This window comes from Streptomyces sp. NPDC052701 (assembly GCF_040678355.1).
In the GTDB taxonomy this organism is placed as follows: domain Bacteria; phylum Actinomycetota; class Actinomycetes; order Streptomycetales; family Streptomycetaceae; genus Streptomyces.
On sequence record NZ_JBFATO010000051.1, the window covers coordinates 28,299 to 42,480 of the forward strand.

13 protein-coding genes and 2 pseudogenes are annotated in these 14,182 nt (G+C 74.3%); 5 read left to right on the forward strand and 10 right to left on the reverse strand.

Going from position 1 to position 14,182, the window contains the following annotated elements; genetic code table 11:
• Positions 1-2 precede the first annotated feature (2 nt).
• From cysD to AB0L29_RS33510, 10 genes are all read right to left on the reverse strand, one after another.
• Entirely contained in the window at positions 3-941 is a 939-nt protein-coding gene (gene cysD / locus AB0L29_RS33465) for a sulfate adenylyltransferase subunit CysD (protein ID WP_365832771.1), read from the reverse strand.
• The gene (gene cysC, locus AB0L29_RS33470) at positions 938-1,501 is read right to left on the reverse strand and encodes an adenylyl-sulfate kinase (RefSeq protein WP_365832773.1); all 564 of its coding nucleotides are present in this window, start codon (positions 1,499-1,501) and stop codon (positions 938-940) included. Before cysC ends, cysD begins: the two co-directional genes overlap by 4 nt.
• Positions 1,498-2,208 carry a phosphoadenylyl-sulfate reductase gene (locus AB0L29_RS33475; protein ID WP_365832775.1) on the reverse strand — a complete coding sequence of 237 codons (711 nt, stop codon included), beginning with the start codon at positions 2,206-2,208 and terminating at the stop codon, positions 1,498-1,500. Before AB0L29_RS33475 ends, cysC begins: the two co-directional genes overlap by 4 nt.
• The gene (locus tag AB0L29_RS33480; protein ID WP_365832777.1) at positions 2,205-2,384 is read right to left on the reverse strand and encodes a hypothetical protein; all 180 of its coding nucleotides are present in this window, start codon (positions 2,382-2,384) and stop codon (positions 2,205-2,207) included. Before AB0L29_RS33480 ends, AB0L29_RS33475 begins: the two co-directional genes overlap by 4 nt.
• Complete coding sequence (locus AB0L29_RS33485) at positions 2,381-4,078, reverse strand: nitrite/sulfite reductase (RefSeq protein ID WP_365832779.1); 1,698 nt, start codon at positions 4,076-4,078, stop codon at positions 2,381-2,383. Before AB0L29_RS33485 ends, AB0L29_RS33480 begins: the two co-directional genes overlap by 4 nt.
• A gap of 128 nt (positions 4,079-4,206) precedes the next feature.
• Entirely contained in the window at positions 4,207-4,371 is a 165-nt protein-coding gene (locus tag AB0L29_RS33490) for a putative leader peptide (RefSeq protein ID WP_365832781.1), read from the reverse strand.
• 45 nt (positions 4,372-4,416) lie between these two features.
• Positions 4,417-4,989 (reverse strand): GNAT family N-acetyltransferase, encoded by a 573-nt coding sequence (locus tag AB0L29_RS33495; protein WP_365832783.1) that lies wholly within the window; start codon positions 4,987-4,989, stop codon positions 4,417-4,419.
• 294 nt (positions 4,990-5,283) lie between these two features.
• The gene (locus AB0L29_RS33500) at positions 5,284-6,573 is read right to left on the reverse strand and encodes a hypothetical protein (protein ID WP_365832786.1); all 1,290 of its coding nucleotides are present in this window, start codon (positions 6,571-6,573) and stop codon (positions 5,284-5,286) included.
• A gap of 169 nt (positions 6,574-6,742) precedes the next feature.
• Positions 6,743-8,017: a GAF domain-containing protein gene (locus tag AB0L29_RS33505; protein ID WP_365832797.1), complete on the reverse strand. Its 1,275-nt coding sequence runs from the start codon at positions 8,015-8,017 to the stop codon at positions 6,743-6,745.
• A 337-nt stretch (positions 8,018-8,354) separates the two neighbouring features.
• Positions 8,355-9,989: an acyl-CoA dehydrogenase family protein gene (locus tag AB0L29_RS33510; RefSeq protein WP_365832788.1), complete on the reverse strand. Its 1,635-nt coding sequence runs from the start codon at positions 9,987-9,989 to the stop codon at positions 8,355-8,357.
• A 110-nt stretch (positions 9,990-10,099) separates the two neighbouring features.
• On the opposite strand from AB0L29_RS33510, the gene AB0L29_RS33515 reads away from it, so the two are divergent.
• The 5 genes and pseudogenes from AB0L29_RS33515 to AB0L29_RS33535 all read left to right on the forward strand — a co-directional run bounded on the left by AB0L29_RS33515 (position 10,100) and on the right by AB0L29_RS33535 (position 13,981).
• Positions 10,100-11,248, forward strand: coding sequence for a YihY/virulence factor BrkB family protein (locus AB0L29_RS33515; RefSeq protein WP_365832790.1), 1,149 nt, complete (start codon positions 10,100-10,102; stop codon positions 11,246-11,248).
• Between the two features lie 282 nt (positions 11,249-11,530).
• Positions 11,531-11,632 (forward strand): annotated as a pseudogene (locus AB0L29_RS33520) (AraC family transcriptional regulator); the annotation flags it as partial.
• 95 nt (positions 11,633-11,727) lie between these two features.
• Positions 11,728-11,940: pseudogene (locus AB0L29_RS33525) on the forward strand (DUF6597 domain-containing transcriptional factor); the annotation flags it as partial.
• A gap of 39 nt (positions 11,941-11,979) precedes the next feature.
• Positions 11,980-13,011: a ThuA domain-containing protein gene (locus AB0L29_RS33530; RefSeq protein ID WP_365832800.1), complete on the forward strand. Its 1,032-nt coding sequence runs from the start codon at positions 11,980-11,982 to the stop codon at positions 13,009-13,011.
• A gap of 280 nt (positions 13,012-13,291) precedes the next feature.
• Positions 13,292-13,981, forward strand: coding sequence for a DJ-1/PfpI family protein (locus tag AB0L29_RS33535; protein ID WP_365832793.1), 690 nt, complete (start codon positions 13,292-13,294; stop codon positions 13,979-13,981).
• The last annotated feature ends 201 nt before the right edge of the window (positions 13,982-14,182 follow it).

Consider the following 14,182-nt stretch of genomic DNA (forward strand, 5'->3'; position numbering starts at 1 on the left):
GCTCAGAAGTACCCCTCGCGCTTGCGGTCTTCCATCGCGGCCTCGGAGAGCCTGTCGTCGGCGCGGGTGGCGCCGCGCTCGGTGAGCCGGGACGCGGCGATCTCCGTGATGACCTTCTCGATCGTGTCGGCGTCGGAGTCGACGGCGCCGGTGCAGGACATGTCGCCGACCGTGCGGTAGCGGATCCGCCGCTTCTCGACCGTCTCGCCGTCCTTCGGGCCGCCCCACTCGCCGGCGGTCAGCCACATGCCGCCGCGCCGGAAGACCTCGCGCTCGTGCGCGAAGTAGATCTCGGGCAGCTCGATGTCCTCGCGGGCGATGTACTGCCACACGTCCAGTTCGGTCCAGTTGGACAGCGGGAAGACGCGGACGTGCTCGCCGGGCGCGTGGCGGCCGTTGTACAGGTTCCACAGCTCGGGGCGCTGGCGGCGCGGGTCCCACTGGGAGAACTCGTCCCGCAGCGAGAACACCCGCTCCTTGGCCCGGGCCTTCTCCTCGTCGCGGCGCCCGCCGCCGAAGACGGCGTCGAACCCCTCGCTCTGGATCTTCTCGGTCAGCGGCAGCGTCTGCAGCGGGTTGCGCGTCCCGTCGGGGCGTTCGCGCAGCACACCGCGGTCGATGTAGTCCTGTACCGAGGCCACGTGGAGGCGCAGCCCGTACTTCTCGACCGTGCGGTCCCGGTAGTCGATGACCTCGGGGAAATTGTGCCCGGTGTCCACGTGCAGCAGGGCGAACGGCACCGGCGCGGGCGCGAACGCCTTCAGCGCCAGGTGCAGCATGACGATGGAGTCCTTGCCGCCGGAGAACAGGATCACCGGGTTCTCGAACTCGCCCGCCACCTCGCGGAAGATGTGCACCGCCTCGGACTCCAGGGCGTCGAGGTGGGAGAGGGCGTACGGGCTGCCGGTCTCCCCGGACACGGTGGCGACGGTCGTCGTCATGCCAGTCCCCTTTCGCTGAGCAGGGCGTGCACCGACGCCGCGGACTCCTGCACGGTCTGGTTCTGCGACTCGATGCGCAGGTCGGGCGTCTCGGGCTCCTCGTACGGGTCGTCGACGCCGGTGAGCCCCTTCAGCTCGCCCGCCGCCTGCTTGGCGTACAGGCCCTTCACGTCGCGCACCGAGCAGACCTCCACCGGCGTGGCCACGTGCACCTCCAGGTACGGCGTCCCGCCCGCCTGGTGCCGCTTGCGCACCGCCTCGCGGCTGTCGGCGTACGGCGCGATGACCGGGACGAGGACGAGGACGCCGTTGCGGGCGAGCAGTTCCGCGACGAAGCCGATGCGCTGCACGTTGGTGTGCCGGTCCTCGCGGGAGAAGCCGAGGCCCGCCGAGATGAACTCGCGGATCTCGTCGCCGTCGAGCACCTCGACGCGGCGGCCCTCCCCGCGCAGCCGGCCGGCCAGCTCGTACGCGATGGTGGTCTTGCCGGCACTGGGCAGACCCGTGAGCCAGACGGTGGCTCCGCTCGTCACGTCGCTCTCCTGAATCGTCGTCGTCATCCGTGCAGCCCGCACTCGGTCTTGGCCCGGCCCGCCCAGCGGCCGGCGCGCGCGTCCTCGCCCGCCAGGACCCGGCGGGTGCAGGGGGCGCAGCCGACGGAGGCGTAGCCGTCCGTCAGCAGGGGGTTGGTCAGGACGCCGTGTTCGGCGACGTACGCGTCCACGTCGTCCTGCGTCCAGCGGGCGATCGGGGAGATCTTGACCTTCTGGCGCCTGTCGTCCCAGCCGACCACCGGGGTGTTCGCCCGGGTCGGGGACTCGTCGCGGCGCAGGCCGGTCGCCCAGGCCAGGTAGTCCTGGAGACCCTCCTCCAGCGGCTGGACCTTGCGCAGCCTGCAGCACAGGTCCGGGTCGCGGTCGTGCAGCTTCGGGCCGTACCGGGCGTCCTGCTCGGCGACCGTCTGACGCGGGGTCAGCGTGATGACGTTGACGTCCATCACCGCCTCCACGGCGTCGCGTGTGCCGATCGTCTCGGGGAAGTGGTAGCCGGTGTCGAGGAAGACCACGTCGACGCCGGGCATCGCGCGGGAGGCGAGGTGGGCGACCACCGCGTCCTCCATCGAGGAGGTCACGCAGAACCGCCTGCCGAACGTCTCGGCCGCCCACTGCAGGATCTCCAGCGCGGAGGCGTCCTCCAGGTCGCGGCCCGCCTGTTCGGCGAGCGCCTTCAAGTCTTCTGTGGCGCGCTCTTCCTGAGTTGCCGTCATATCTGTGCCCCTCCCTCGTCGGACCGCCGAAGACCCCGGGCCAGCAGCCCGAGGAACTTCAACTGGAAGGCTCGATTGCACGCCGCGCATTCCCACGCCCCGTGGCCCTGCTCGCCCGGCCGCAGGTCCTCGTCGCCGCAGTAGGGGCAGTGGAAGGGGACCGCGCGCTCGCTCACGACAGGGCCTCCTCGGAGGCGCGCGCCGCCCAGGCCGCGAACCGCTCGCCGTCCTCGCGCTCCGCCTGGAACCGCTTCAGCACGCGCTCCACGTAGTCGGGCAGTTCCTCCGCGGTGACCTTCAGGCCGCGCACCTTGCGGCCGAAGCCCGCCTCCAGCCCCAGCGCACCGCCGAGGTGCACCTGGAAACCCTCGACCTGCTCGCCCCGGTCGTCGAGGACCAGCTGGCCCTTGAGGCCGATGTCCGCGACCTGGATGCGGGCGCAGGCGTTCGGGCAGCCGTTGAGGTTGATGGTGATCGGCTCGTCGAAGTCCGGGAGGCGGCGCTCCAGTTCGTCGATCAGCCAGGAGCCGCGCGCCTTGGTCTCGACGATGGCGAGCTTGCAGAACTCGATGCCGGTGCAGGCCATGGTGCCGCGCCGGAACGGGGAGGGCCTGGCGGTCAGGTCCAGCGCCTCCAGGGCGTCGACCAGCGAGTCGACCTGCCCCTCCTCGACATCGAGGATGATCATCTTCTGCTCGACGGTGGTGCGCACCCGGCCCGAGCCGTGCGCCTCCGCCAGGTCGGCGATCTTCGTCAGGGTGGTGCCGTCGACGCGGCCGACGCGCGGCGCGAAGCCGACGTAGAAGCGGCCGTCCTTCTGGCGGTGCACGCCGATGTGGTCGCGCCACTGCTGCACGGGCTGCTCGGGGGCCGGGCCGTCGACCAGCTTCCGCTTCAGGTACTCGTCCTCCAGCACCTGCCGGAACTTCTCCGCGCCCCAGTCGGCGACGAGGAACTTCAGGCGGGCGCGGTTGCGCAGCCGCCGGTAGCCGTGGTCGCGGAAGATCGACAGGACGCCCTCGTAGACGTCCGGGACCTCCTCCAGCGGCACCCAGGCGCCCAGCCGCACGCCGAGCTTGGGGTTGGTGGACAGGCCGCCGCCGACCCACACGTCGAAGCCCGGGCCGTGCTCGGGGTGCCGGACGCCGACGAAGGCGACGTCGTTGATCTCGTGGACCACGTCCAGCAGGGGCGAGCCGGAGATGGCCGTCTTGAACTTGCGGGGGAGGTTCGAGTACGCCTTGTTGTTCAGGACGCGGCGCTTCATCTCCTCCAGGGCCGGAGTGCCGTCGATGATCTCGTCCTCGGCGATGCCCGCGACCGGGGAGCCGATCATCACGCGCGGGGTGTCGCCGCAGGCGGTCACGGTGGACAGGCCCACCGCCTCCAGGCGGTTCCAGATCTCGGGCACGTCCTCGATCCGGATCCAGTGGTACTGCACGTTCTGCCGGTCGGTGATGTCCGCCGTACCGCGCGCGAACTCCTGCGAGACCTCGCCGATCACCCGCAGCTGCCGGGTGGTCAGCGCGCCGCCGTCGATGCGGACGCGCAGCATGAAGTACTCGTCGTCCAGCTCCTCCGGCTCCAGCACGGCGGTCTTGCCGCCGTCGATGCCGGGCTTGCGCTGGGTGTACAGACCCCACCAGCGCATCCGGCCGCGCAGGTCGTTGGGGTCGATGGAGTCGAAGCCCCGCTTGGAGTAGATCGTCTCAATGCGTGTCCGCACATTGAGACCGTCGTCGTCCTTCTTGAACTGTTCGTTGCCGTTGAGCGGGGTGAAGTGACCCGCGGCCCACTGACCCTCACCGCGGTGACGGCTCACCTTGCGGCGGGGAGTCGCGGCGGCAGGGTTCTGCGGGGTGGCGGCCATGGTGGACACGTCCTTCGGGACAGGCGGAAAGCGGCTCTGACCTGCGCGTACGGGCGCATGGGCATACGTGCGCTTCATTGCGCAGGAATGAGGCTGTGAGGGGAGAGGCCGACGCTGCTGGTGTGCTCTCAGCGCGCCGGACAGATGGCGCTGGACATGCGGCCGAGGTCGACGTGTCGCCGACTCACCAAGGCGGTTCCAGTTCCAGGCATGACGGAAGACTGGCACGGCGATCTGGACACAGTCCAGCTTCGTCCAAGATTCGGACACTCATGTCTCGTAGCGCGAGACATGAGTGTCGTCGGTCACACGGACCGGATCGTTCCGCCCGGTGCGCGTCAGGCGGGGAAGGCACCCGGCCAGGGGCCCGGCGCGGCCGCCTCCGGTTCCTCCTCGACCTTGGTGTCGAACAGCTCGAAGCCGCGGCGCCGGTAGTTCTCCAGCGCGTGCTCGCCGTCCTTGCTGCAGGTGTGCAGCCACACCCGCTTCGTGGGCGGCCGCCCCGGCCACCGGTCCGCGAGGTCCCAGGCCCGGGCGGTACCGTACGACAGCAGGTGCCCGCCGATGCGGCGGCCCCGGAAGGCGGGCAGGAGACCGAAGTAGACGATCTCCACGACCCCGTCGTCCTGCGGATCCAGCTCCACGTATCCCGCCGGCGTGCCCCGGTCGTAGGCGACCCACGTCTCCACGCCGGGCCGCTCCAGGTGCTCCCGCCACCGCGCGTACGTCCAGCTCAGCCGGTCGGTCCAGTGGATGTCGCCGCCGACCGAGGCGTACAGGAAGCGGCTGAACTCGGGCGAGGGCACCTCGGCGCGGACGATCCGCACGTCCCCCTCGGGCGCGGCGGCCGGCAGCAGGTCCTCCGGCGCGGTCTGTTCCAGGGACCAGGTGGTCACGGCGATGCGGGTCATGCCGGTCAGAGAATCATCCGGCCCCGGCGTCTGTCGAACGGCTCCGCCGCGCGGCGGCGGCCCCCGTCCGCGTCCGGCGACACCGCCTCCCCGCCCTTCCCGTCCCTCTCGCCCGCCGTCCTGGGGCCTGTCGTCACATTCCCGTCGTCCGCCCGGAGGGCGGGCCCCGCGGCGTCGGGTGCGTGCTCCCGGCGTGCCGGGCGCGGGCCCTCGTGGATGTACTCGGGTCTGCGCCCGGTGCGGCGAGAGTGCGTGCAGGGCGTCGCGGAGCAGGCGGGAGTTCGACGACAGGCCCTAGTCCACGGACCGGTCGATCGAGTCCAGCGGCAGCGCGAAGAGCATCCGCCCCGACTGGGACCAGACCTCGCCGGTCGCCTCCCAGTAGGACAGGGACGCGGTCCGGCCGCTCCAGCAGCGGTGGGTCTCGTCGGCGCCGCACCGCGTGGCCCGCGCTCCCTCGGTGTTCTGCCGCCAGAGGGTGCCGCGCCCGTCCGCGTCGCCGGCCGCGCGGGTGAGGTACCAGTTCGACCGGTACGACAGCACGCCCGCCACATCGGCCGTCTTCGTCCCGTACGCCTCCACCGCCCGCGCGTGCCCGTCCGCGTCGACGGCGAGCAGGCCGGAGCGGGCCGGATCCGCACTGAACGCGTAGCGCCACAGCCGGGTGCGCCGGTCGTCGCCGGCGGGGGCCCGCCCGCTCGCGGCCAGGCTGTCCGGCGCCGTACCGCGGTCCAGGGAGATGCCGTCCAGCCGTGGGGCGCCCGTGCCGCCGGGGAGCCGGTACACGGCGACGGCGGGCAGCACGAACCGGGCGCCGGCCGCCGACCAGCCGCCGGGCACCCGGCCGACGGCGGAGGCCTCGACGGTGGCCCGCTGCACGCGGTCCATGTCGTACACGTACAGTGCCCCGCGCTCCCCGTCACCGGCCGTGACCAGCAGTTTGTCCTGGTACCAGACCATGCCCGACACCGGCGAGGCGAGCCCCCGGTAGTCGCGGCCCCCGTCGACGGGGACGGCGAGGAGCGCCCAGGTGTAGACGAGGCGCGCCGGATCGTCCGCGTCGACGACCGCGACCCGGGCCGGACCCCGGACGGCCCGCCCGTCGCCGGGCGCCCAGGCGGAGAGGATCACCCGGTGCTCGCCCCAGCGGCCGTCGTCGTCCGCGTCCCCGGAGGTGGTGACCGCGCCGGGCCGCAGGCCCCGCGTGTCGGCGCCGTCCCAGCAGTACGCGCGCGTGGCCGCCGGTTCGACGGGCAGGGCGTGCTTCTCGGCGGTCGTGCAGTCGGCCGCGCCGCGCAGGCCCCGGTCGGCGCCGGCCAGGACGGCGCCGACCCCGACGGGCCGGCCCATCGCCGAGGCGAGCCGGTCCAGCCAGAGCGGTGGCACGCGCTCCTCGGCCAGCCGCAGCGGCCCGGTCCCGGCGGACCGGGTGAGCGGCCGCAGGGCGCCCGGGTCGCCGGCGACCGTGGCCTGCGAGGCGCTGATCACGGTGGCGGCGGCGGTGAGCGCCAGGGCGGTTCCGGCCAGGGCCGCACGCAGCGCCCTGCCCCGCCTGCGCCGCCGGTGTCTGCCGCGATGCTTCATCGATCCTCCCGAGGCGGGCCAACTGCACCCGACGATCCGTACGTTGACCGAGGAGCAGCTGGGGTGGCCCGTACGGGGGATGCTACGGCAGGGGGGCGGGGGCCCGGGGCGGAACGTCGCGAACACACCGAAGGTGCCACCCTGCGCCACCCCGCACACCTGTGCGGCGTCAGAGCGCGCTGGCGGATCCCCGGTGCCGCACCACCGCCGGTGCCGTCGAGTGCGGCAGCAGGTCGCGGGGGTCGGCGGGCAGGAGCACCTCGACCTCCGCGTCCTCGCGGAAGCGGTACGGCCGGTGCTCCAGGAACCCCCCGAGGTACCGCCGGACCCGGGACATCTCGGCCCGCACCGTCACCCGGCGGCCCGGGTCGCCGAACACGTCCCCGGCCAGCTCCGGGGCGCTGCGGCCGCCGCGGTGGACGGCCAGGAGGTACAGCAGCTCGGCGTGCCGGGGGCTCAGTTCGCGGCTCCACGAGCCTGCGCCGCCGCAGACCTCCACCGACCAGCGGCGCGGCTGCCCGAGGTCCAGCACGATCCGGGTCGGGCCGCGCGGCTCCGGCTCGCCGGCGGGCCGCACCAGCCAGCCCTCGGCCAGTGGTTCCACCGCGCACACCCCGAACGCCGGCAGCCAGGTCCGGCCCGCCGACAGCGACCTGGGCAGCGCGATCCGCCGCGTGTACGGCATCCCGGTCAGCGCGGCGGTCCAGCCGTCCCGGTCCACCACCAGGGCGCGGCCCCTCAGCCGGGTCAGCACCGGCGCCGCCACCGCGCGCAGCCGCTCCAGCGACTCCACGTGCATCTCGCGCAGCCGCGCCTGCGCCAGCCCGGCCACCGAGTCGACCCAGGCGAGGGTGGCCGGGTGCATCGTCTCCAGCGGGCCGCTCACGTCCACCACGCCGATCAGCCGGCCGTCCCGCGGATCGGTGAGGGGGGCTCCGGCGCAGGTCCAGGTGGTGTGCGAGCGCACGAAGTGCTCGGAGGCGAAGACCTGCACGGGGCGGCGGGCCACCGCCGGAGTGCCCACGCCGTTGGTGCCGACGACCTCCTCCCGCCAGTCCGCGCCGAGTTCAAAACCGAGCCCGTCGGCCTTGCGCAGCACCGGCGCGCTGCCCTCGCGCCACAGCACCCGGCCCTCCTCGTCGGCGACCACCATGATGTGGTGGGCCACGTCCGCCACCGACAGCAGCCCCTCGCGCAGCACCGGCAGGACGTGCCGCAGCGCCGAGGTCTCACGCCGCCGCTGCACCTCCTCGCGCGGGAGCAGCCCGGAGCGGACGTCGTGGTCCGGGTCGACGCCGCTGCGCAGCATCCGCTCCCAGGACTGCCCGATCACCGGGCGGGGCGCCAACGGCACGCGCTGCCCGGAGAGCGCGGCGGAGCGGACCTCGCTGAGCACCCGGGCCGCACGCGCCGTGTCGACGGCGGCCAGCTGCGTCACGTCCATCGGCGAGAGCGCCACCGGTCCTCCTGGAGGTAGGGCTCGCCGGGCGGCGGCGGTCACGGCCCGCCGGCCGCCGCCCCCCGAAGTCCGTTCTGGCTGTCGGTCCCATAGTGCCGTCCGCCGCGGGGCGGGACCGCCCGGTCCGCACACAGTCACCAGCAAGTTGCAACCCCCCGCAACCCTGGTGGACGGCTCCTCGCCGACCGAAACTTGAGCGGCGCCGTCCCGAGCGGCGTCCACGGCTCGAACGGGCCAGTGCGGCGGGGGTGGTGCCGTGTCGGCGCAGCACCACCCCCGCGACCCCGCGCGCCCGTGGACCGGCGCGGGCCGCCCCGCCGGGTCAGGACACCGGCCGGGCCCGCTCCACCACCGACGCCAGGTCCAGGGTGGGGGGCAGCGTGCCGAAGGCCGCGCCCGTGTCGCCGCCCAGCCGCCCGGCGCAGAACGCGTCGGCGACCTCGGGGGGCGCGTACCGGACCAGCAGCGCGCCCTGGAGCACCAGCGCGAGCCGCTCCACGAGCCGTCGCGCCCGCCCCTCGACGTCCTCCAGGTCGGCCAGTTCGGTCAGCAGGCCCTTGATCGCGCCGTCCAGCCGGTGGTCGGCGCCGCGCGCCTGCCCGACCTCCCGCAGGTAGGCGTCGAGCGCCTGCGGCTCCCGTCGCAGCGCCCGCAGCACGTCCAGGGCCTGGACGTTGCCCGCCCCCTCCCAGATCGAGTTGAGCGGCGACTCGCGCACCAGCCGGGGCATCCCGGACTCCTCGACGTACCCGTTGCCGCCCAGGCACTCGGCCGCCTCCACGGCGACCGGGGCGCAGCGCTTGGTCACCCAGTACTTGGCCGCCGGGAGAGCCAGGCGCAGGAACGCCCGCTCCTGCTCGCCGCCGTCGTCGTACGCGGCCGCCAGCCGCAGCCCCAGCGTGGTCGCCGCCTCCGATTCCAGCGCCAGGTCGGCCAGGACGTTGCGCATCAGCGGCTTGTCGACCAGCTTCCCGCCGAACGCCTCCCGGTGGGTGCAGTGGTGCACCGCCTGCGCGACGGCCTGCCGCATCAGCCCCGCCGAGCCGAGCACGCAGTCCAGCCGGGTCGCCGCCACCATCCCGATGATGGTGCGCACCCCGCGCCCCTCCTCGCCGACCCGGCGCGCCCAGGTCCCGTCGAACTCGACCTCGGCGGAGGCGTTGGAGCGGTTGCCCAGCTTGTCCTTGAGCCGCTGCAGGAGGAACACGTTGCGCGTGCCGTCCTCCAGCACGCGCGGCACCAGGAAGCAGGTCAGGCCCTCCGGCGCCCGGGCGAGCACCAGGAACCCGTCCGACATCGGCGCCGAGCAGAACCACTTGTGCCCGGTCAGCTCGTACGCGCCTTCCTCGGCGAGCGGCCGGGCGACGGTGGTGTTGGCGCGCACGTCGCTGCCGCCCTGCTTCTCCGTCATGCCCATCCCGAACAGCGCGCCGGCCTTCTGGCGGGCGGGCCTCAGGCCCCGGTCGTAGATCGTGGACGTCAGCCGCGGCTCCCACTCGGCGGCGAGCTCCGGGTCGGTGCGCAGGGCGGGCACGGCCGCGTGGGTCATCGACAGCGGGCAGCCGTTGCCGGCCTCGGCCTGCGTCCACACCAGGAACGCGGCGGCCCGCCGCACATGCCCGCCCGGCCGGGTCCAGGCCGCCGTCAGGCCGGCCGCGACGCCCTTGCCGAGCAGCCGGTGCCAGGCCGGGTGGAAGTCGACCTCGTCGACGCGGTGCCCGTAGCGGTCGTGCGTGCGCAGCCTGGGCGGGTTCTCGTTGGCCTGCGCCGCCCACTCCTGCACCTGGGCCGAGCCGGAGCTGCGCCCGAGGCCCGACAGCTCGGCCGCCGCCTCGTCGCGCAGAGCGGGGTCCAGATGCCGTTCGACCGCCGCCACCAGGGCGCGGTCGGCGGTGAAGACGTCGTAGCCGACCAGGGGCGGGACCTGGTTGGCGACGGTGTGGGTGCTGGCTGCCATGTCTGCGAACGTACCCCGCGGTAGGGCATGCATCCCAGCAGGAGGGAGACCGGACGGCGGAGTTCCGCCTGCGGGTGAGGGCGGCCGGGCGCGACGGATACCTTTAGGGGGTGCAGCCAGCAAGTGAAATCCCCGACAGGCCTTCCGGCCGCCTCCACCGGGCCCGCGCGCTCTACCGGAACGTCTCCAAACGCAGGACCGCCTGGCTGCTGCTCAAGGACACCGTCAACTCCTGCATGGAGTACCGCATCCTGGGCCTGGCGGCCGAGGCCGCGTTCTTCACGCTGCTGTCCGTGCCGCCGCTGCTGCTGAGCATGATCGGTCTGCTCGGCTACGTCGACGCCTGGACCGGCGCCGACACCATCCAGAGCCTGCAGGCCAACATCCTCGACGCCTCCCGCACGGTCCTGTCCGACCGGGGCGTGAAGGAGATCGCGGAGCCGATCCTGCACGACGTGATGAAGGGGGGCCGGCCCGACGTCATCTCCCTCGGCTTCCTGTTCGCCCTGTGGTCGGGCTCCCGCGCGGTGAACGTCTTCATCGACACCATCACCGTGATGTACGGCCTCGACGGCGTCCGGGGCATCGTCAAGACGCGCCTGCTGGCCTTCCTGCTGTTCGTCGTGGCCCTGCTGATCGGCTCGGTCGCGCTGCCGCTGATGGTCGCCGGACCGGACGCGGTGGTGCGGATCGTGCCGTGGTCGACGACCGTCGTGCAGATCCTGTACTGGCCGGTCGTCATCCTGCTGTCGATCGCCTTCCTCACCACGCTCTACCACGTCTCCGTGCCCGTGCGCTCCCCGTGGATCGAGGACGTGCCCGGAGCGCTGGTCGCCCTCGGCATGTGGGTGCTGGGCAGCTTCCTGCTGCGGATCTACCTGACCAGCACGGTCGAGGGCCCCACCATCTACGGCTCGCTCGCCGCGCCCGTCGCCGTGCTGCTGTGGATCGGCGTGTCCGCGTTCGCCGTGCTGGTCGGAGCCGCGGTCAACGCCGCGATCGACCGGGTCTGGCCGGCCGCCGCCACCGCCGCCGCCCGCGAGGCCAACGAACGGCTGCGCCAGGCGCAGGTCGCCGAGTACGTGGCCCGCGCCGCGGCCGCCGGGGAGGCGGACCCCGACATGCCCTCGGAGTTCCCGGAGCGCTGGTCCCGCTTCCTGCCCCCGGAGGACGTGACGGCACGGCTGCGGGCCCATGTGAGGAGCACGCACGTCAGGAGCACCCAGCACCACGGGGACGAGCCGCCCGCCGGGACGTGACACCCGCCGCCCGCTCCCTCCGGGCGCCCGCCGCCCACACCTTCGGGGCGCCCCGCGCCCACCCCTCCCGGGCCCTGTCCCCGTCGTCGCGGCCTGTCGCGACGCGGCACGGGACCACCGCCGAACGGCTCGTTCCGTACGCCCGCCCCTTCGCCGGCCCCGTGGCCGCTTCCCGCGCTCGAACGCTGCTCCGCTCCTGGCTCCGGCCGAGCGGGAGGGACCCTTACCCGCAGGGACCTCCTCGTGGACCTGCTGGAGGGCCCTCGCGCACGGGGAGCGTTCATGATCCGGGCCCGCTCCGGCCCGCCCTGGGCGGTGCGCGTGGCGGGCCGGGTCCCGCCGACGGTGATGCGCGCCGTGCGCGGCGACGCCCGGATCCCGCCCGGCGCGGCGAGCGGGCGCGACTGCGGGGCGGACACCGCCGTGAAAGGCTGGCGTACGTGTACACGGAACGGGCGTCGCGGCTGACCGGGGCCGTCGTGTGGACCAGCACCCCGTCCGGGCCCGGCGCGGGCCGGGTGCTGCCCGACGGCTGCATGGACCTGCTCTGGCACGACGGACGGCTGCTGGTCGCGGGCCCCGACACCCGCGCGTACGTCACGCGGGGCGAGCCCGCGACCTGGTACGGCGTCCGCCTGCGCCCCGGAGCCGCGCCCGCCCTGCTCGGCGTACCCGCCCACGAACTGCGCGACCGCCGTGTCCCGCTCGCCGACCTGTGGCCCGCCTCGCGGGTGCGGCGCCTGGCCGCCCGCGTCGCCGCCGCCCCCGACCCGGCGACCGGCCTGGAGGAACTGGCCCTGCGGCGGGCGGCCGAGACGGACCCGCCCGACCCGCTGCCGGGGCGGATCGTCGCGGCCCTGGCCGCGGGCCGTCCGGTCGCCGCGACCGCCGCCGAACTCGGTCTGGGCGCACGCCGTTTGCACCGCCGCTCGCTGGCCGCCTTCGGCTACGGGCCCAAGACGCCGGCCCGCGTCCTGCGTCTACAACGGGCCCTGGCCCTGGCCCGCTCCGGGGTGTCCCTCGCCGAGACGGCGGCCCGGTCCGGCTACGCGGACCAGGCCCACCTCCGCCGTCGGCATAGGGTCCTCGGCATGGCACCTCGCATCCTCGTCTACACCCGCACCGCCGACTACCGGCACGACTCGATCCCCGCCGGCGTCGCCGCCCTGCGCGCCCTCGGCGACTTCGAGGTCGACGCCGGCGAGGAACCGGCGGTCTTCGAGAGGCCGCTGGAGGCGTACGCCGCGGTGGTCTTCCTCTCCACCAGCGGCGAGGTGCTGACCCCGGCCGGCCGGGAGCGGCTCGCGGCCTACGTCGAGTCCGGCGGCGGGTTCGTCGGGGTGCACTCCGCGGCCTGCACCGAGTACGACTGGTCGTACTACGGCCGGCTGCTGGGCGCCCGGTTCGCCCGGCACCCCGACCACCAGCCCGGCAGGGTCTTGGTCGAGGACCACGACCATCCGGCCACCCGGCACCTGCCCGCCGTCTGGCACTTCACCGACGAGTGGTACGACTTCCGCACCAACCCCCGCGGCAGGGTGCGCGTCCTGGCCTCCGCCGACGAGTCCTCGTACGAGGGAGGCGGCATGGGCGGGGACCACCCCCTGGTGTGGTGCCGCGAGCAGGGCGCAGGACGCGTCTTCTACACCGCCCTCGGACACGCCGCCGAGGCCTACGACGACCCCGACTTCCGGGCCCACCTGCACGGCGGTGTCGCCTGGGCGGCGGGCGTCGCGCGGACCCGGGGGGCGTCCGGCACGTGATCACGGCCGGACCCGCGAAGCCGGAGGGTGGGTGCGGCAGGGCGGGGCCCGGTCCGGCGGCGGGCGGCGGGCTGCGCGGTGCGCCCGTGGCCGCCCGTGGCGTCCCGGCCGTGGTGGAAGGCCCGCCTTCGCAGGTCGGAGCGGTCGGGGAGGAATTGGCGTCATCCCGTTGAAAGCTGTCGGCAATGCCGCTGGGGACGGGGAGGGCGCATGACTAGCGTCGGGGGCGGCTCCGGCGCGGACCGGGCCTTTCCTCTGCCCCATCCGGAAGGACCTGTTCATGCATGCTCAGATCGTCCTGTTCGACGGCTTCGACCCCCTCGACGTCATCGCTCCCTACGAAGTGCTGTATGCCGGCGGGACCGCCTCCGAGGGGCGGCTGAGCGTGGAGCTCGTCTCCGCCGAAGGACCGCGCGAGGTGGTCGGCGGCACCGGCGGCCTGGCGCTGCGTGCCACGTCGGCGCTGGACCCCGCACGCGCGGGCCTGGTCGTGGTGCCCGGCGCCTCGGGCCGGGCCGGGGAACCCGGCCAGGCCCCCGAACGCGGAGCGGACGGCGGGAAGGGGCGGCAGGACGAGTACATCTCGGTGCTGCTCGGGCGCACCCTGGAGACCGGGTTGCCGGCCCTGCTGAAAGAGGCGATGGACAATCCCCGGGTGACCGTCGCCACCGTGTGCGGCGGATCCCTCGTCCTGGCCATGGCCGGCCTGCTGGAGGGCCGGTGCGCCACCACCCATCACCAGGGCCTGGACCTGCTCGGCGCCGCCGGCGTCCGCGCCGTGAGCGCCCGGGTGGTCGACGACGGCGACCTGGTCACCGGCGCCGGGGTCACCTCCGGCCTCGACCTGGGGCTCTACCTGCTGGAACGCGAACTGGGACCGCGGATCGCCCACGCCGTGGAGGAGCTGTTCGCCCACGAGCGCCGCGGCACCGTCTGGCGCGACCACGGCCTGGTGCCGGCCGGCTTCTGACGGCACGCGCACTTCGCCGCGCCCTCCCCGCCCGCCCCGAACTCCTCGCGGGCGGTTTTCCGCCGCCTCGCACCGGCGGGACGTCCGGCGCGGCCCCGTGCGGCTCCGCGGCCGTGCGGGCGCCCGGTTCTCGGGCGGTGACGAGGACACCGCGCCGCGCCCGGCCGGCGTCCGCCCGCCCGGCCGGGCGGGCGGACGCCG

What these genes read in the sequence shown, in the direction of transcription:
- cysC (WP_365832773.1), bottom strand. Translation starts at nt 1,501, where the DNA reads ATGACGACGACGATTCAGGAGAGCGACGTGACGAGCGGAGCCACCGTC.
- AB0L29_RS33475 (WP_365832775.1), bottom strand. Translation starts at nt 2,208, where the DNA reads ATGACGGCAACTCAGGAAGAGCGCGCCACAGAAGACTTGAAGGCGCTC.
- AB0L29_RS33490 (WP_365832781.1), bottom strand. Translation starts at nt 4,371, where the DNA reads ATGTCTCGCGCTACGAGACATGAGTGTCCGAATCTTGGACGAAGCTGG.
- AB0L29_RS33485 (WP_365832779.1), bottom strand. Translation starts at nt 4,078, where the DNA reads ATGGCCGCCACCCCGCAGAACCCTGCCGCCGCGACTCCCCGCCGCAAG.
- AB0L29_RS33510 (WP_365832788.1), bottom strand. Translation starts at nt 9,989, where the DNA reads ATGGCAGCCAGCACCCACACCGTCGCCAACCAGGTCCCGCCCCTGGTC.
- cysD (WP_365832771.1), bottom strand. Translation starts at nt 941, where the DNA reads ATGACGACGACCGTCGCCACCGTGTCCGGGGAGACCGGCAGCCCGTAC.
- AB0L29_RS33505 (WP_365832797.1), bottom strand. Translation starts at nt 8,017, where the DNA reads ATGGACGTGACGCAGCTGGCCGCCGTCGACACGGCGCGTGCGGCCCGG.
- AB0L29_RS33535 (WP_365832793.1), top strand. Translation starts at nt 13,292, where the DNA reads ATGCATGCTCAGATCGTCCTGTTCGACGGCTTCGACCCCCTCGACGTC.
- AB0L29_RS33495 (WP_365832783.1), bottom strand. Translation starts at nt 4,989, where the DNA reads ATGACCCGCATCGCCGTGACCACCTGGTCCCTGGAACAGACCGCGCCG.
- AB0L29_RS33500 (WP_365832786.1), bottom strand. Translation starts at nt 6,573, where the DNA reads ATGAAGCATCGCGGCAGACACCGGCGGCGCAGGCGGGGCAGGGCGCTG.